Source organism: Kordiimonas pumila (genome assembly GCF_015240255.1).
Classification (GTDB): Bacteria; Pseudomonadota; Alphaproteobacteria; order Sphingomonadales; family Kordiimonadaceae; genus Kordiimonas; species Kordiimonas pumila.
Map to the genome: position 1 here is coordinate 3,284,938 of NZ_CP061205.1, position 17,867 is coordinate 3,302,804.

16 protein-coding genes are annotated in these 17,867 nt (G+C 47.2%); 3 read left to right on the forward strand and 13 right to left on the reverse strand.

The genetic code is table 11. The annotated features are described in order from the left end of the window. Window positions 1-50: 50 nt before the first annotated feature. From ICL80_RS14525 to ICL80_RS14540, 4 genes are all read right to left on the reverse strand, one after another. Window positions 51-920 carry an alpha/beta fold hydrolase gene (locus ICL80_RS14525; protein WP_194213455.1) on the reverse strand — a complete coding sequence of 290 codons (870 nt, stop codon included), beginning with the start codon at window positions 918-920 and terminating at the stop codon, window positions 51-53. Next, a complete protein-coding gene (locus tag ICL80_RS14530; protein WP_194213456.1) occupies window positions 920-1,384 on the reverse strand; it encodes a hypothetical protein in 465 nt (154 codons plus the stop codon). The genes ICL80_RS14525 and ICL80_RS14530 overlap by 1 nt, the downstream gene beginning before the upstream one ends. A gap of 75 nt (window positions 1,385-1,459) precedes the next feature. Further along, window positions 1,460-3,679 (reverse strand): TonB-dependent receptor, encoded by a 2,220-nt coding sequence (locus ICL80_RS14535; RefSeq protein ID WP_194213457.1) that lies wholly within the window; start codon window positions 3,677-3,679, stop codon window positions 1,460-1,462. A 112-nt stretch (window positions 3,680-3,791) separates the two neighbouring features. Further along, the gene (locus ICL80_RS14540; protein WP_194213458.1) at window positions 3,792-4,310 is read right to left on the reverse strand and encodes an RNA polymerase sigma factor; all 519 of its coding nucleotides are present in this window, start codon (window positions 4,308-4,310) and stop codon (window positions 3,792-3,794) included. A gap of 294 nt (window positions 4,311-4,604) precedes the next feature. Here ICL80_RS14540 and ICL80_RS14545 point away from each other — a divergent pair, with 294 nt between their 5' ends. Then, on the forward strand, window positions 4,605-5,831 hold the full coding sequence (locus tag ICL80_RS14545) for an alpha/beta hydrolase (protein WP_194213459.1): 1,227 nt from the start codon (window positions 4,605-4,607) through the stop codon (window positions 5,829-5,831). Window positions 5,832-5,903: 72 nt separating this feature from the next. Here ICL80_RS14545 and ICL80_RS14550 read toward each other — a convergent pair whose 3' ends face one another. Continuing rightward, window positions 5,904-6,536 carry a GntR family transcriptional regulator gene (locus ICL80_RS14550; protein WP_194213460.1) on the reverse strand — a complete coding sequence of 211 codons (633 nt, stop codon included), beginning with the start codon at window positions 6,534-6,536 and terminating at the stop codon, window positions 5,904-5,906. A gap of 176 nt (window positions 6,537-6,712) precedes the next feature. Between ICL80_RS14550 and ICL80_RS14555 the strand changes: the two genes are divergently transcribed. Both ICL80_RS14555 and ICL80_RS14560 read left to right on the forward strand, forming a co-directional pair. After that, window positions 6,713-8,365, forward strand: a complete 1,653-nt coding sequence (locus ICL80_RS14555) for a dipeptide ABC transporter ATP-binding protein (RefSeq protein ID WP_194213461.1) — start codon at window positions 6,713-6,715, stop codon at window positions 8,363-8,365. A gap of 17 nt (window positions 8,366-8,382) precedes the next feature. After that, window positions 8,383-9,240, forward strand: a complete 858-nt coding sequence (locus ICL80_RS14560) for an alpha/beta hydrolase (protein WP_194213462.1) — start codon at window positions 8,383-8,385, stop codon at window positions 9,238-9,240. A gap of 67 nt (window positions 9,241-9,307) precedes the next feature. On the opposite strand, the gene ICL80_RS14565 is transcribed toward ICL80_RS14560, so the two are convergent. From ICL80_RS14565 to mhpD, 8 genes are all read right to left on the reverse strand, one after another. Then, window positions 9,308-10,429, reverse strand: coding sequence for a C45 family autoproteolytic acyltransferase/hydolase (locus ICL80_RS14565; RefSeq protein WP_194213463.1), 1,122 nt, complete (start codon window positions 10,427-10,429; stop codon window positions 9,308-9,310). 168 nt (window positions 10,430-10,597) lie between these two features. Beyond that, window positions 10,598-11,734, reverse strand: coding sequence for a carbohydrate porin (locus ICL80_RS14570; protein ID WP_194213464.1), 1,137 nt, complete (start codon window positions 11,732-11,734; stop codon window positions 10,598-10,600). Window positions 11,735-12,017: 283 nt separating this feature from the next. Next, window positions 12,018-13,337 (reverse strand): OprO/OprP family phosphate-selective porin, encoded by a 1,320-nt coding sequence (locus ICL80_RS14575; protein WP_194213465.1) that lies wholly within the window; start codon window positions 13,335-13,337, stop codon window positions 12,018-12,020. 276 nt (window positions 13,338-13,613) lie between these two features. After that, window positions 13,614-14,288: a class II aldolase/adducin family protein gene (locus tag ICL80_RS14580; RefSeq protein ID WP_194213466.1), complete on the reverse strand. Its 675-nt coding sequence runs from the start codon at window positions 14,286-14,288 to the stop codon at window positions 13,614-13,616. Between the two features lie 36 nt (window positions 14,289-14,324). Next, complete coding sequence (locus tag ICL80_RS14585; RefSeq protein WP_194213467.1) at window positions 14,325-15,095, reverse strand: 2-keto-4-pentenoate hydratase; 771 nt, start codon at window positions 15,093-15,095, stop codon at window positions 14,325-14,327. A 2-nt stretch (window positions 15,096-15,097) separates the two neighbouring features. Next, window positions 15,098-16,126 (reverse strand): 4-hydroxy-2-oxovalerate aldolase, encoded by a 1,029-nt coding sequence (gene dmpG / locus ICL80_RS14590; RefSeq protein WP_194213468.1) that lies wholly within the window; start codon window positions 16,124-16,126, stop codon window positions 15,098-15,100. Beyond that, window positions 16,123-17,058 carry an acetaldehyde dehydrogenase (acetylating) gene (locus ICL80_RS14595; protein ID WP_194213469.1) on the reverse strand — a complete coding sequence of 312 codons (936 nt, stop codon included), beginning with the start codon at window positions 17,056-17,058 and terminating at the stop codon, window positions 16,123-16,125. Before ICL80_RS14595 ends, dmpG begins: the two co-directional genes overlap by 4 nt. Then, complete coding sequence (mhpD, locus tag ICL80_RS14600; RefSeq protein WP_194213470.1) at window positions 17,055-17,852, reverse strand: 2-keto-4-pentenoate hydratase; 798 nt, start codon at window positions 17,850-17,852, stop codon at window positions 17,055-17,057. Before mhpD ends, ICL80_RS14595 begins: the two co-directional genes overlap by 4 nt. Between the last annotated feature and the right edge of the window lie 15 nt (window positions 17,853-17,867).

Genomic DNA, 17,867 nt, shown 5'->3' on the forward strand with positions numbered 1-17,867 from the left:
AAAATACCTAATTGATAACGAGTTAAGTAAGTATTTACCTGATAACTCATCTAATAATGTAGTTTGCCTGTTGCCTGTAAAATTTCACTGCGCAGAACTGCGTTAAAGTCTGCAGGGCGTTCCATCATCAGAAAATGGCCAACACCATCAAGGCGGAGAATGCGCACACCAGCATGTAGTGCACTAAGCCCCTCTATATCTACAGGCTTTACATTAGAGTTTATAAAAACAAGCGGCATCGCCTGTAGTGCCTTTATCGCAGACACCTGATCGTAACCATAGAGAGACAAAACCATTTCTACTGCGCTGTCTGGGTCGCCCTTTTCCATAACCCGAACAACACGATCAACAAGCGCTGGGTCAGCCGTCTCGTGAAAATAACCACCTCGCACCATTTGGTGCATCATGGTTTTAAAGTTCTGACGCATTGAAGCAGCCATACCGTTAATCGTAGCCTCATCGAGCACCATATTAGGGCGTTTCATGGTATCAACACCAACCACAGCCTCTATACGTCCCTGAAGCCCTGAGGCCGCCTCAACAACAACAGGCCCTCCCATCGAGTGACCTACTAGAATAATGTTTTGCAGATCAAGCTTGTTAGCGAGAGTGATAATATCCTTCCCGTATGCTTCGATCGTCCAACCCTTACGAGTTTTGCTCGACTTTCCATGCCCTGGCAGGTCTAGGGTGATAACCTGAAAACCGTTAGAAAACTCTTCTATTTGTGCATTCCAAAAGGTTTCATCGCACATCCAGCCATGAACAAAGAGAATAGTCTCCTCACCACTGCCATATATTTTATAATGCAGCGTTTCACCGTCAAAGCTTTCTATGTATTGGCTTTCAGATGCTATGGCCGCAGGCATGCTGCTTAGAATAGCAACCCAAACAGCCATAAGCTTTAGGAACTGTTGCATTAAGTATTTTCCCCATGGTTGATGGCAAAGGGTTGTTTTCCCAATAACCAGCCTAGCCCCAAAATGAAATATACAATATTTGCTGTAATGATGGGTATAAACCCACCATAAAACACTAAAGGCTTTATTTTATATGCACTGACAAGCTGATACCAGATATACCAGTAAGCTGGCACAAGTACAAAACCACCCGCAAACCGCACCATTGATACAAACCCGTAAAAGAAATCTGTTGTGTAAACAGAGAGAGTCCCCAAAGCCATCAACAGACCTGCGATAGCAGGTAACCCGGCCTTTCGACCAAGATCATAATATTGCAACACAGGGAAAAAAGCATACAAGCTCACCTTTTCACCGCGATATTTTGCAGCCCCCACCAGAAAAAGCGCAAGACAGATATAGCTCACACAGTGGTATATCAGCACTTCCTTGGCCCAAAGCCTACTCATTGCAAGTTCCAGCATTTACCCCTCCAAAAGAAAAGGCCTGCGCTTCCTTTTTTGAAAACGCAGGCCATATTTTAACAAGCTCCGAAACGCCTAGAACTCTATTTTATACCGAACTGAGCCAATTGCACCAGGTGCTGCAGTGGCACAGAATGTATCAAATATTGGGCTGTCAGAACAATTCATAAGCGTAACAAGCGGGAAATACTGTTTGTTAAGCAGGTTTTCTACACCCAGATTGATCGTACCACCAAGGAACGGCCCAGACACCAAAAGGTCGAATAAAGTATAGCCCTCAACATCGCGCTGTGACGTATTGAAAGGTGCGGTAAACCGGCTTTCATCAAACAGAGTGTTTGACTGTAGTCGTGCAGACCAACCTTCAAAGAAGTCAACCTCAACATACGTGGTCAACATCGGAGGTGGCACACGGCTGAAATCAAGCGGGCCTTCAAACACCCCGTCACTATCAGCATCGGTTTTACTGTCCTGAATAGAGAAACTACCACCAACACGCAGTTTATCTGTAACATTCACATCTGCTGTCAGTTCCAAGCCCCAAATACGCTCTGGTGCCCGTACTGTTTCAAATGTTACAGGGTCGAAACTAGCACCCAGATCACTTGTGCTGTAGAAAGCCGCAATGCTTGCTGACACAACTTCGCCAGAATAGCGTAAACCACCTTCATAGCTGTCAACTGCCACAGCTTCCGTAAACTTGCCTAAGTCTGCCACATAATATGTAACAGGAACCGGACTGAAACCAGAAGGCCGCAAGCCGCCAATAGTGCGCAGAACGTTCCCGACAGAGAAGCCACTTGACCAGCTAGCAAACACATTCAGATTGTCGGTAAAGTCATAAACAATACCAAAATTGCCTGAAAGATTGCTGTAATTGAGATCAGCGCCCACAATTGGGTGGGTAATAGCTGTATACCAGTCGATAGCTTCAAAATCAGGAATAGTTAGCTTGAAGTCATCATACCTAAGGCCGCCACGAATATGGAGGTCATCGGTGATATCAAGCTGTGCCTGACCAAAGAATGAGAGACTATTCTGTTTACCAGCAGAGCGGATCCGCCCATCGAGCAAACGCTCTTCCGTTTCATCTTTCAGATAATCCACACCCCACAGCACAAACCCGTCAATACCCCCCATTGTAACCGGTGTATTCACATCAAGGCGCAAGCCTTTCTTTTCTGCACTGGTGCTTAACTGGCTACCTTCTGGCGGAAAGCCAGCAACACCGGGCCCTAAGTAGTCTAGGTGCCGCCATACATAATAAGAATCTTGGTAGAATGTCTGTAGTTTAACGGAGCTACCGGCAACATCATCCAGAATAAGACTAGCCGCTATTACTTTATTATCATTCTCTGGGTCTTGCACGCCTACAAAGTCAAAGGCATATGGCCCAAGCACAATATTGTTTTGGCTTTTAATTTCGCCCACAGATTTCACACCTGCGGCAAAGCTACCTTGCCCAACAGTATAATCTGTATCTACTTCAGCATCAAAATAAACACCCATCAGCTCAAGGCGAACCGTTGGTGTGAAATCGTAGCCAACCTTTGCAAACAGGCTCCATTCGTCCATATCCGCGATACCGGTTTGACCTGCAGGGTCTGGCGGTATCAGGTCGCCGTCACCGTCAAAATATAGCCCGCGTGACTGGTATGTAATATTTGCAACAATATCAAACTTGCCTTCTTTTGCTGAAATACCCTGCGTGCCAGTATAGCTAAAGCTGCGGTCATCAATGTTGGAAAGAGATGTAGAAAAACCAATCTCGGTGAAGAAATTATAGCCTTCCTCGGCTGGGCGCTTGGTAATATAGTTGATTACACCGCCAGAGCCACCTTGCCCGTATATCGATGTCGAGCCACGAATGACCTCAACACGTTCCAGAACATTCGGGTGAATAATACGCATATCCCGGCCACCACCACGAAGGGCTGCTGATTGCGGAATCCCATCAAGAAAGAAAGCTGGCTTTCTACCCCGAATTGTTTGCGCAAAGTTATTCCCGTCATTACTTGATGGTGCCATGCCCGGAACTGATTTTGCCAGAATTGCACCCAGATCACTCGATATGCCTGATTGCTTTTGAATTTCCGCCAAGCTCAGAATTGTAACTGAACCGGGGATAGATGTAACATCAGCAGGCAAACGTGAACCAGATGCCGTAATAACAATTTCCTCGAATTCGCCGCTATTACTATCTGACTGTGCAGATACGTTTTGTGACAATGCCGCCAGGCTACACCCTGTGAGCAATCCCGCAAAACGAACGGCTTTCTTAGTATTCAAACCCATTCTTTTTCTCCCTGTATTAGGACTTTGAGTTCCCTGTAAGTCACCTTTGAAAGCGAACTTCATTTTGTATGACGTAACCCGCAAAAAATCCCGTAACCTAGTTAGCAATAGTTTAAGCAGCTTCCAGAGCCACAGAGTCCCGGCAGTGCTTCATTGCCTTACTGATATTTTTTTCTACCGTACTAAGGCACACGCCTTCGCTTTCGGCGATTTCGCTATTTTTGTAGCCATGCAAACGGCTTAACCAAAAAATCCTTTGGCAAGGTTCTGGCAAAACCGCTACTGCATCGCAAGTTTCTTGCAATCTATTTTTCGTTGCCAGATCCTCTTCCATATCAGAACCTGACGATAACACTTCGGCCATCTCTGTTAGCTCAATAACTTCCTTTGGTGCAAACTTGGCCCTGACACTACGAATATGATCAATAACAATGTTGCGGGCTATCCTGAACAGATAGGCTCCAACTTCTTGTACAAGGCCTTTTTGGTCAGCCTGATAAAACCGGATAAACGTATCCTGTGTTAGATCTTGAGCCATTTCATAACACCGGACCTTCGACAAAATAAACCTGAGTACTCTGGGGCCGTATTCGGCATAGGCTGCTTCCAGCCTGTCATTATATGGTTGCATGGTCTCCCCCCGGAGCTGCTTATGCGCCCATTGGCGCTTGATTTCATCTTCTGTAAAATAATCTAAAAAATAGTTACCAATTTTACAACTTATTTTTACAACAAAATTAACTCATTGTTTTTAAATATATTTTTTAAACTTTGCAGAAAATATCATTGGCAAAATATGCTGAAACTAGCACGACTCGTTAGCGTTACGCGCTAAACACACTTGTGGAGATAAGGTTTTTCAGTGGTGCTGCGTCCTTATGAAGAGATGTAGTATGCTGCCATAAACATGATAAAGGACCCGCTCATGATATATGACAAAACGATCAGCCTAGTGGTTGCGACACTATTAAGCTTCACGCTTGCCGCTTGCTCGGATACAGAAAACAGGGGCGACCAAGCCTCGCAGCTTGTTGAGCAAGGTATGGCGCCCGCTTCAGGGCCTTTAACCAAAAGAACGCCAACGGCTGACGAACAAAAGTATGTTGACTTCCGCACCCAGCCAAATAGCGCTTTTGAAGCACTTCTAACAGACCCCCCCGTTGTGATAGACGGCCAAACCCTGCACCCCAAACTGCAGTGGGAATATGAAAAAGATAAAAAGGAGCCTGAGAAAGACCGTCGTGCTTCTCTTATCAAAACCATGAATGATGAAGCGGCAAAAAACCGGCTGCGCGGAATTGTGGATATTTACTGGGATATAACTACAAAAGAAACGCCTCCAATGGCTGCCGTTTACGATATGGCGATTGAAGGGCCAGACCACACAAGTCTACCTATCCGCATTTATGTGCCTGATGTCGACACGGGCGAAGAAAAACTGCCCGTCCTAGTTTATTACCACGGCGGTGGTTACCTGTTTGGCAGCATTCAGGCCCTTGATGGTGCTGTACGCCTTATTGCAACCGAGGCAAAGGTTATTGCTGTCTCTGTTGACTACAGACTCGCGCCTGAAAACCCGTACCCTGCTTTCAGCCTTGATGCCCAAGCCGCTTTTAACTGGACAGTGGACAATATTGCAGAATACGGCGGCGACCCCAATAATGTGTCTGTGGGCGGCGACAGCGCCGGTGGCTTCCTCTCTGTTAGCACAACAATACGCCAGCTTGAAAGTGGTGGTCAGGTGCCTGCAGCCCATCTCCTGTATTACCCTGCTCTCGATAAAAACTATGAAGACTATCCTTCATACGATTTGTTCAAAAAAGGCTTTGGGTTGGACGAAGGCTTTATGCTTGCTGCAACCGAAATGGCGTTTCAAAACGTAGATGCAAATGACCCACTGATATCTATGAATAAATACGCACATATGGATAAAATGCCCCCGTCCATAATAGCGTCCGCAGGGTTTGACCCAATCCGTGATCACGGTAAGGTATTTGCTGAAAAAGTAACATCTGCAGGCGGCGGTGCGGTCGATTATAAAAACTATCCCTCCCTCACGCACGGTTTTCTGGAGGCATCCGGCACGATTGATGATGCAGAAGAAGCCTGCCTTGAAACCGCAAGAAAATTCGGTGAGCTTGTTCGCCGCTAATAAAAATAAGCGTTAAAAGAAAAAGCGACCACTTAGGTCGCTTTTTCATAACCAACTCTTCAGGATGTAAGCTTAACCTTGTTCTGATTGAACAGCGTGTGCCGCCAACCGATTCCTTAAAGCAACAGCATTGTCTGTTTCTATTGCTTCAATAATCTCAAAATGTTCCTTATTGCTTTTTTGCAGCCCGTCAAATGTCATATAACGGACCTCAGGCCCACTAGCACAACATTCCCGCAAATGACGCACTGTACGTGCAATAAGCTTGTTCCCGCACATGCTGATAATTTTGTCATGGAAACGATAGTTTTCAATCCGAAGTTCAGCCTGACTACCTTGTCGTATAAGGCTTTCAAAGCGTTTGGCAATTTCACGTGTCTCTACCATGTCCTGCACTGTTGCATTTTCAATAATGCTATCGGCCGCTGCGGTTTCAAGCGCTGCTATCATCTCTGCAATTTCATCAAGCTCCTCGGTGGACCGCGTAAAAACACGGAAGCCCCGGTTTTTCACATATTCCACAACACCGCGTTCAGCAAGGCTACTCAGGGCGCTCCGCACATCAGAGCGGCTGGCACCATACTGGCTTTCAAGATCAGCCTGCTTCAACCACTGCCCTGACGGGTGATGCCCTTCGAGGATTTTGGCTCTAATATTTTCAAACAGTGCCTGAGATTTTGGCCTTGTATGTATCTCATGTATCAAACTATTGGCCCCTGACCTATTTTCAAATTACACTCTAGTGCACGTGATGCTAGACGGAATATAGTTTGCTATGCCGTAATGCTCAATATCCTGTTTGATAATGAGCTTAAGGTTTTTTACCGTAGTTCATCTGGTTAAGCCTACAGTCTTTCGTCATAGAAGACAAAGGATAGCATATGACCACGCATTCAGAAAACATCGTTTCAGTCAAAGGTCTTTCCCTTGGCTTTATGAGCGGCAACACGCTGACGCCTGTTATTCAAAAAGCTTCGCTAGACTTGGTCTCTGGCCGTACAACAGCTTTAATCGGCGAATCTGGGTCAGGCAAAACACTACTTGCAAAAGCGCTGGTAAACCTTGTGCCCAAGTCATGTAAAATTACGGAGGGAGAAATCTGGTGGCACGGGGAAAACCTGTTATCAGAAAACGCTTCTATAAGTCGTGAACAGCTACGCGGTAAAAAAATCGCTTTTATTTTTCAAGAGCCGTTATCAAGCCTGAACCCGGCACTTAAAATCGGCATTCAGCTTACAGAAGGGTTATCCGAACATTCAGGCATAGACAAAAGTGCGGCGCATGCTGCGGCTATCGATATGTTGAACCGGGTAAAAATCAATAACCCTGACGTTATTATGAAGGCGTATCCGCACGAGCTTTCCGGCGGTATGCGCCAGCGTGTTATGATCGCATCCGCACTTATCATGCAGCCAGATGTTCTAATAGCGGACGAACCCACCACGGCCCTTGATATGGTTATTCGGGATGAAATCCTTGGGTTAATGACCCAACTTGCCACAGAAATGGGCGCCGCTGTGCTGATAATTTCACACGACCTGGGTGCTGTTGCAAGGCTCGCTGATACCATAAGCGTGATGCAGAAAGGCATGATCGTAGAAACCGGCACAAAAGATATTTTACTGTCTGCTGCCAAACACCCTTATACGCAAAAGCTCTTAAGCGCTATTCCACAGCCTGATGAAAGCATGGAATTTGACAATAAAAGCGTCCCAAAACCACTTCTAAGCGTTGAAAACCTAGAAGTTTCTTTCAAGAGCAAACGCATCCTGCCCTTTCTAAACACCGTCCATATGGCTGTTAAGGATGTGTCCTTCACCGTTGCTGCTGGTGAAACACTCGCAATTATTGGTGAATCTGGTTCAGGGAAAACCACCGTTGCACGCACGGTTGCTGGCCTGCAAGCCCAAACCGCTGGTACTGTTGCTTTTGATGGTGGCTATAGCAGCGCCTTTGAATATGCTAAAACCAGCAGACTACAATATATTTTCCAAGATCCAGCTGGCGCCTTAAACCCCCGTATTAGAATTGGAAAATCCATTGAAGAGAGCTTGCTCCCTTTAAGGATGACAGCACAAGAGCGACAAACACGCATTCAGGAAGCCCTTGAGCAGGTTGGCATGCCCGCCGATACTATTCTGCGCTTTCCGCATCAGCTTTCCGGGGGCCAGCGTCAGCGTGTGTGCATCGCACGAGCCATTGCCCCAAAACCAGACTTTATTATTGCAGACGAGCCGGTTTCAGCCCTTGATCTTACAATTCAGAAGCAGGTACTGGATCTATTTCTAACCCTAAAACAGGAAATGCAGTTTGCCTGCCTGTTTATTTCGCATGATCTTGGCGTTGTAGAGCATATCGCCGACAGGGTGGGTGTTTTACTGAACGGAAAACTGGTTGAAATTGGCCCATCAAGCCAAATCTTTAACGCGCCCAAGCACCCCTACACCCAGCAATTGCTGGCTGCAACACCGTACCTGAAAAAATCTAATAAAGGCTATGCACTGGCACGTCGCTACTGCATGACAGAAACCTAAAACCAGCAGGATAGATTATGACATCCAAAATCGAGCAAAAACAAAAGCTAAACGAAGTGTACCACTCAGGTGTTACCACCATATACAGCGCCCGTGCTGACCGCCGTTTTTGTTATACGCTTTATGTACCGCGACGCCTTGCCCAAATGGATCGTAGCAAGACCACTATTTTAGTTTCTGTGCATGGCACCCTAAGGATGCAATCCCAGTACCGCGACATGTTTGCAGAGTTTGCGGAATATAATAATTGTATCGTTCTGGCTCCCTTATTCCCCGCCAATGTACTTGGTGACGGTAATATGAGTGGGTACAAATTCATGCGCGAACAGGATATTCGCTATGACCTGATCGTGCTGGACATGGCCCGTGAAGTAGCCGAAAAATATAGCGTGTCAGATGAAAAGCTCTTTATGTTTGGCTTTTCAGGCGGCGGCCACTTTACCCACCGCTTTACCCTTTTACACCCAGACCGTATTAAAGCCGCCTCCGTTGGTGCGCCCGGTGTTGTAACACTCGCAGACCCGGATAAACCCTGGTGGGTGGGTACAAAAGGCGCTGAAGAAATAGTAGGCCAAGCTGTTGACCTGTCAAAACTGAAAGGCAAACCCATACACTTTGTTATTGGCGCCGCTGACCGCGAAACATGGGAAATCACCATTGAGGAAGGCGATAGCTGTTATATGCCCGGCATTAACGATAGCGGCGAAAGCCGACAAGAGCGTATTCGTAGCTTAAAAGCATCCTTTGCCCGCCACGGCGCTTTAACCAAACTGGATGCTGTCGACGATGTAACCCATGAAGTTGAACTGGTCATACATAAAACCCGCGAATTTTTTGCCGATGTTTTGAATGGCACCTATATCCCGGACGTATAAATCCCCCTTGATCACCAAAAAAGGCCCCCTAAGCTCAGGGGGCCTTTTTTGTAATGCGTTCTAGACCTTAATAATCAAGGCTATATTCTGTATAATTGACCTGCAGATAAGGGCTGGGTGCCACCCACATCTTACGGTCCATTGTATCCATAATGATGCTGGCAACAGTGCCAGAAAGATTTCCACCAGGACGTGCTTTTGGCGTGCGTAGTACAGCATCAGGCGTACCAAAAGTATCAGTAAAGGCTTCCTTAAAGGTATCAATCGTTATCTTGCCGTGATTTGCCATCATATGATCTAGAACCCGCTGGTCACGGTAAAGCGATTCTGGGCAACGCCGAAGGCCGATATCCAGTATTTTACTGCGCGCCACAGGGCATTTAAAATGGTTAGCATGCACCAAAAGGCCATTTTCAGGCTGCAGCCAGAAAGTTTCACCCGGTGTTGCTTCAAGAATACTACCAACACCTGCTGGGTGGCTAAGCGTTAGGCTATGCGAAAAAGAGATATCGCCGTTTAAAACGGCATCAAGCCCACCTGCAAAACTATTTGAAAGCAGCATGCGGCGACGAATAAGCGGGTTTGGCGTCCCAATATTACCACAGTCCTTATCGCATTGCAGGCCATTAACGGTAAGTGCAAGGCCGCTACCATTCATACCGTGCCGCGCAAGCTGCCCAGCTTCAACAAAGGTCAAAATATCAGGGCCATTATCATTTTCAATTCGCAGCACCACAGCACAGGCTGCACATTTTGGGTTCCAGTCCCAGTTTTGACCGTGAATTACATGACCATTTGCCGTTGCCGAAGGCAGGGCAAGCGCTGAGGTGCATTCCTCCTGCATATCAGTTTCAGACTTTTCGTCCAGTTCGTTATCACGCCAAAAAATAATCTCTGTGCGAGCATTTATCGCAATGATCGCTTCAACAGGCTGATTAGAGCCTTTAGCGATACCCTTAATTTCCGCCAGCATGTCAGCATCAAATTTTTCAACCGCGGGCAGGAAGCGTCCAGCAATTTTCATTGCTTGCGCCCAGTTTATACCAACACGGCCAAATGCCTCGCGGTAAATGTCAAGCGCTATAGCAATGCGATCTCCCGCTTGTTTGCCATAACTTATACCGCGTTCCTCAGGCCCACCCGAAACGTGGATCAGCGGTACGGGTGATGTTAAATCCAGTTCACTCATAAACAACCTGCTAGACTTCATTGGTAGCGACACAAAACATACCGCTGCTGCGAGTTCCCACAACGGGAAGACTCTCTTTCATCCTTTGGATGACGAAGCTGCAGAAAAAACCCGTAAAAAAAGAGGCCCAAAGGCCTCTTAATTATTCTATATTATCCTGTATTCGCCTTATGGCAGGGTAAAGGTTGTCCGTATACCAAAAGCAAGCGCATTCTTTGCACCCTCAAACGGGTTCACAATATACTGAACATCCGGCTGAATGCTGAACCAGTCATTCACATCAAGCTGATATGTTAGTTCAATTGCAATTTCCCTGTCAGGAGCAAAGGGCACCAGTTGCTGATACTCCTTTGATGTTTCAGCCCATGCAAAGGCCAAACCAACAGCATCAGCTTTTTCTGGGGCAAACACACCTTGCATGCGCACACCAGCAGAGTAAAAGGCTGAAAAAGCATTGATAGCACTATCTGCAACACCAACACGGCCGAAAATATACAGCCCATTTTCACCGTCAGCACCGCTTATCTGTGCTTCACCGCGCAGATAGTAACCGTCATTACTATCACTTACAGTCCCGGCATGGGTTTCAAAGTCTGCCGTGTAGCGCCAGTAACCAGCTAGCACCTTTGCCCTCGGCAGATGATATTCAAGCTCGCTAATACTAAAGGCACCATCACCGTTACCAAGCTTGATGGTGGTTTTCTTTAAGTGATCAGGATCACCCGGTACGCCGTCAATAAGGGCCGTCCGAATGATCAACTCGTCCGTAAGTGCTGCCTGAAACCGCACACCAAGTGCCGTTATCGGAAAAATGGAAGGGCCGTTCTCACCCGTTTGCCCAATATCACTACCAATACCGTGCGCACTGCCCAGAAACATGCCAGAGGAATCGAGCACGTCAAATTCGGCGTTTGTGTCTAGAAGGCCTGCTTTAATAGAGATGCTGTCTGTTAGATGTTGCTCAAGCCATACTTCATATGCGCGGGCAGCTCTCACCGGGGCCTCAATGTTGCTGATTACTTGCGCATCGCCCACATGATTACCTGCAAAGGATTGCCCGTTATTATAAAGACCAGACAGGTATATTGTCGTGCCTGTGCTTTCCCAGCTTTTCTCAAGGCCTGCATAAAGGTTGTCTAGATATTCAAACCCCTTGTCATTCCCGCCAGATGCAAGGCCCCAAACTTCAGCCGTATAGGCAAGCTCAAACGACAGGCTGTCATCATTAGCAAAAAGAGATTCAGGCATTGCAACAACGCCAGCAAGAGCATACAGCGACTGTTTGACACGTGCAGTATTCAACATACACACCTCCCAGCCCTTTTCCATGCCCGCAGATACGTCATTGATACTGTTATATGTGAAAAATAATATAGGGCAGCCACCAGCAAAGCTGGTGTCTTGCAGTTTTTCATTGTGTCACCTCTTGTAAAAGTGCCTGACAGCACACAAAATTTTACGGAATTCTCTCAAAACGCACTGTTTGGCCCTGGCGCTTAGAGAAAATGTCCGTAAATTGAAGACTACCCGTATTTATGTGTTCCTTCAAGTATTTGAAGGAACACAATTTGTTTATCCGAGGTATTTATTACCAGCGAACCTGCGCTCGCATACCGTATGCACGGCCACTTTCGGTTAAAGCACCTTTTGCAGAAAAATCTACAGCGTTTAACATGAAGCGAACCGCATCTGTTGGATACCAGTTAATACCCAGCGTCAGGTTATCACCGTATGTGCCTTGGCCAGCGTCAGAAAGATCAATCCGGCTATAGCGTGCAGCAAGTTCAAAAGCACCCATGCCACCTTCACCAACCGGATTAAACGGTTTTAGTTTACCGAAATAGCCTTTACCAGCACTGTAAGGCCTGCTTTCCCCTGTTAGGAAATAGCTAACCTGCCCAGAATAACCATCAAATGATTGATCCCCTGTTGAACTTGAAGTCTCTAGCACACTATATTCAAACTGGGCAGAAACAGGCCCTAAAACACCCGCGATCTCAGCGTTACCGTAACGATAGCTTTCTGCGATCAATGTGCCACTATCAAATGGCTTGAAGCTATCGTTCCTGATCTCAGGCCTATCACCCATACTAAGGACATCATCATCTTCATTACGGTAGTAAGCATCCAGACCAACGTGAAGAAGTTTACCCTCTTCCAGAATAGGTGCCCAAGTTACACGGCCATTAAAGCCCCAGCCATCTTTGTTAGCATCGCCGCTATTTGCACTACCGGCAAAAACACCAAACTGACCACTCCAGTTTGAGCCGCTTTGAAGCACAGAAACACCCATTTTACCGCCAGCGCCGACTTCAAAAATGTTAGAAACCATATGGCGTTCCATAAAGGTTACGTCCAAGTCGCTCGTTGCAGACTCAAGGGAGTGGTACACTTTATGGAAACCAAATGTAACCGCTGTATTAGGGCTAAACTTGTAGCGCAGATATGTATCATCAAGCTTTACAGAATCGCCGCCTGCAAAATCAGCCTCAATCTGATACTCAAAATTACCGGGAAGTGTTCCCTGAACACCAAGACGCGCCCGACGAAAGCTACTACCATCATTATAGGAGCGACCACCGTCATTTTGATCATAAAATACAGTGTCATATTCTATGCGACCACGCGGCTTGATTGTAAAACCTGTTTCTTTACTTTCTGTCGCTGAAGCCGGCGTTGCTGGAGCTGCTGACGAAGCACTCGCAACCGTGCGGGCTTCCCCTGAAACAGCAACTGCTTTTACGCTGCTTTTTTCTTCAAGTTGCGCCAGTCTTGCTTTCAGTTCGGCTAGTTCTGCCGCCTGCTGCATAACAATTTTGCGAAGTTCTAGGTCTGTTTCACTATCCGCCATTGCTGACGCTGAAATTGCCATTGCAAGGGGCATGGCTATGGCTGTTCTATACCGCATTGTACTATTATTACCTTTCACACTTTTCTGACGTTTTAATAAAAACTGGCTTACCTGAAGTCCCAGCAGATCAAAGCGCCTTCTTTTTCTTGATGTTGGTATTTATAGTGCTGCTGACTGACAACTACCTGATAATTGTAAAGTTCTTATGAAATTTTATAAAAATAGTGCATGTCTACAAACAGCATAAGAGAAGCTTCTTCTCTTAGTATACCTAACGAATATTATACGGAAAAACCTTATAAGACCTTCGAAAATGGGCCATAAATATTGCTTTTATAGCTCAACATCACCAAAAGTGAGATAATCCCACATACGCTCTATTATATGGCCATTTTCCGTGGCGCGGGCGAGACATTCTTCATGCGATAAAATAGGCGCATCACTCCCAGATCGAAGTGCTTCCATTTCCACACGACACATATCTTCAGCGTACCATGCCCACACAACAGCTCGTTCAATATCTGCCCCAGCTGTCACTAAGCCATTGCCGCGCATGATTACAGCTTTGCCGTCTGCCATAAGTTCCGCAACACCTTCAGCCTGTGGGTTTGAACGTACAAGTTGCACATCATCCCACATTGGAATAGCGGGGCTAAAATAACTACCAAATCCATGCCTTGGTTTTGCAATACCATGAAGCGCAGATAGCGCCATCACATTTTGCGGCATTGTACGGCAAACACTGTTCACATCCGGCCTGTTTCGATAAACATACTGGTGAATCCGAACCTCGCCCAAAACACCCTCGGGCAATTCACCCTGAACCGGCACAACCGTGCCGATATCAGACGGTGTAATCAGCCCCATTGGTTTTGCAGTGCAAACCAAAAAGTACTCAGCATCAAGACGCAGGCTACAGTGCCCATAAGCATGAACAAATCCGGCACGCGCCAACGCACGGGCTGCTATACGCACCTTTTTTTGCTGCTCAGATGATACTGTTACCATAATGATATTCTCTCTTTAGCGACGACATATAACCTTTTACGCGGCCTCTACCGTAAATCCAACACGACCAAGGCCTTCAAGTTCTGCCGCAACTGAAACGCCGGGCTTCAAGGCTTCCGCCGCAGTTGCACCACCAGTTAGTACAATCTGGCCCGCCTCAAGGCTTTCGCCGCGTTCTGCAAGCATCCGCGCCGCTGTAACCAAAGAACGCACTGGATTACCGAGCACAGCCGCTGTTGAGCCAATTTGCACGGGCTTGCCGTCGAATGACAGTATCATACCAAGGTTCGATGGGTCTTCCGGTTTTAAGCGCCAGTTACCCAGTACAAAACCAGAAGAAGAAGAATTATCAGCAACCACATCAATCAGGCTGAATTTGAAATTTTCATAGCGGCTATCAATGATCTCGATCGCGGGCGCTACAGCTTCCACTGCAGCATAAGCCTCCACCATACCAACGCGGCCAGAAAGCGGGCGTTTCAAAAGCAGGGCCAGTTCTGGCTCAACACGAGGGTGTACATAGTGTTTCACATTCATGAAACCACCGTCTTCAACCACCATACCATCAGTAAGCTTACCGTAGATCAGGTCATCAACGCCCATTTGAATTGCTTTGGCCCTGCTGGTGAAGCCCATTTTATAACCAATGTGCTTTTCACCGCGCGCGATGCGCCTACGAATACTGGCTTCCTGAATACTGTAAGCGTCAAAAAGGGAAAGCCCCTCTTTTTCAGCAAGCTGAGGAATAGCTTTTGCATTAAAAGCGGCGCTATCAACCACTTTTGCCAGTGCTTCAATATGTGCCATAATCAGTTTACTCCCTCTTTTTGTGCCTTCAAATCAAGGGCAACATCAATGATCATATCTTCCTGACCGCCAACCATCTTGCGGCGGCCCAGTTCCACCAGAATATCCCGTACATCAAGCCCGTAGGCTGCAGCAGCACTCTCTGAATGCCGCAGAAAGCTTGAGTACACCCCAGCATAGCCAAGGGATAGGCTCTCGCGGTCTACACGTACTGGGCGGTCTTGTAGGGGCCGTACGATATCGTCCGCTGCATCCATAAGTGGGAACAGGCTACAGCCATGATTAAACCCAAGCTGATCCGCTGCGGCAATAAACACTTCAAGGGGTGCATTACCAGCCCCAGCTCCCATACCTGTGAGCGACGCATCAACACGAGTTGCGCCGTTTTGCACAGCTACAATCGAGTTTGCAACGCCAAGGGAAAGGTTGTGGTGCGCGTGAATGCCCGTTGTTGTCTCTGGTTTCAAGACCTCATTAAAGGCCTGAAACCGTGCGGCGACACCGTCCATAAGCAAAGCACCGGCAGAATCTGTTACATAAACACACTGGGCACCATAACTTTCCATAAGTTTGGCCTGTTCAGCCAGCTTTTGAGGCTCCAGCATATGTGACATCATCAGGAAACCAGCCACATCCATACCCAGTTCACGGGCCTTTTCAATATGCTGTTTTGAGATATCTGCCTCTGAACAGTGCGTGGCAACACGAACAGAACGTGCCCCCGCATGGTACGCTTCTTTCAGGTCTTCAACGGTACCAATACCCGGTAACAACAGTGTTGCAACATTGGCATGTGTTAGCACATCAGATACAGCCTCAATCCACTCAAGGTCTGTATGCCGGCCAAAGCCATAATTAAAGCTACTACCAGATAGGCCGTCGCCGTGAGCCACTTCAATACTGTCAACCTTTGCAGTATCCAGTGCCTTGGCAATCGCCACAACATTTTCAATTGAATACTGGTGCCGGATCGCATGCATCCCATCACGCAGAGTAACATCCTGAATATAAAGTTTGTGGTCTATACTCATGCTGCCACTCCTTCACTGCGCCGTTTCACCAGTTCTTCCGCTGTTGCTAGCGCTGCTGATGTCATAATATCCAGATTGCCCGCATATTTAGGCAGATAGTGCCCCGCGCCTTCCACTTCCAAAAACACAGTGGTTTTCAGGCCAGTAAACTCGCCGTACCCCGGTATTTTAAGCGGATTATTATGACCAAAAACTTCAAACTGAACCTTTTGTTTCAGCCTGTAACCCGGCACATAACTTTGCACACGCGCCACCATGTTTTCGATAGACTTTTCAATATCCGCTTGTTCTGCCATATCGCTTAGGCACAATACCGTATCACGCATAATAAGCGGCGGTTCAGCAGGGTTTAACACGATAATGGCCTTCCCTTTGCCTGCGCCGCCAACTGTTTCGATCGCCCGTGAGGTTGTCTCGGTGAACTCATCAATATTGGCGCGCGTACCCGGCCCGGCTGACTTTGAAGAAATGGATGCTACAATTTCAGCATATTTAACATCTGCCACTTCTGACACCGCCGCCACCATTGGAATAGTTGCCTGACCACCACATGTCACCATGTTGATGTTAGAAGCTTCAAGGTGCTGTTTCATATTAACGGGTGGCACCACATAGGGGCCAATCGCCGCTGGCGTCAAATCAATCACTGTCCTCCCAAGGGACTGTAAAATTTTATCGTGGTGTTTGTGCGCGCCCGCTGATGTTGCATCAAAAACAATCTCAACATCTTTAAATTCTGGCATATTCACAAGGCCGTCTATGCCTTCTGCTGTTGTTGCCACGCCCATACGTGCTGCGCGCGCCAGTCCGTCGGATGCCGGGTCAATACCCACCATCACCTTACACTCAAGCAGTTCTGATTTACGCAGCAGCTTGATCATAAGGTCTGTACCAATATTGCCAGAACCAATAATAGCCACCCCTACTTTCATGAGGCTTCTCCAAAAACCGTGCGCACAGAACCAACGCCAGAAATCCGCGCTTCAAAGTTATCACCCGGATTAACGGCAACCATTGGCCCTAAAGCTCCGGTCATGACAAGATCACCCGCTTTAAGCGGTGTGCCCATTTGAACCATTTTATTGGCAAGCCATAAAGCAGCATTCAAAGGGGAGCCAAGGCATGCAGCGCCCGCGCCCATTGACACCGGTTCGCCGCGCCGCTCCATTACCATGCCACAAAGACGCATATCCACATCCTGCAATTTCACAGGGCTATGACCCAGCACGATCAGACCACAAGAGGCATTATCGGCAATTGTATCTGTGATTTTAATATCCCAGTTTTCAATACGGCTACCAACGATCTCAAGGGCTGGCAGGACATAATCAGTCGCACCGATCAGATCGACAATAGTTGGGTTTTCCGTGGTTAGGTCTTGCCCCAACACCAAGGCGATCTCAGCCTCCACTTTTGGCTGCATCACTGCACTAAAAGGGATTACGGCACTGTCTGGCACAACCATGTCCGCAAACAGAGCACCAAAATCGGGCTGATCAACACCAAGCTGCTTTTGGACAGCAACAGACGTAAGGCCAATTTTGCGCCCAACAAGACGACGACCAGATGCCAAGGCACGATCCACATTGATTTGCTGGATTGCATAAGCTGTGTCCAGATCCTCTACACCAATTTCACTGCGCAGCGGTGCGCAAGGCTTGCCTGATGTTTCTGCATCAAATAGCCTGTCAGCAAGGCTTTGAAGCGTATTCTTACTATCGGTCATGGAAATCCCCGTTTT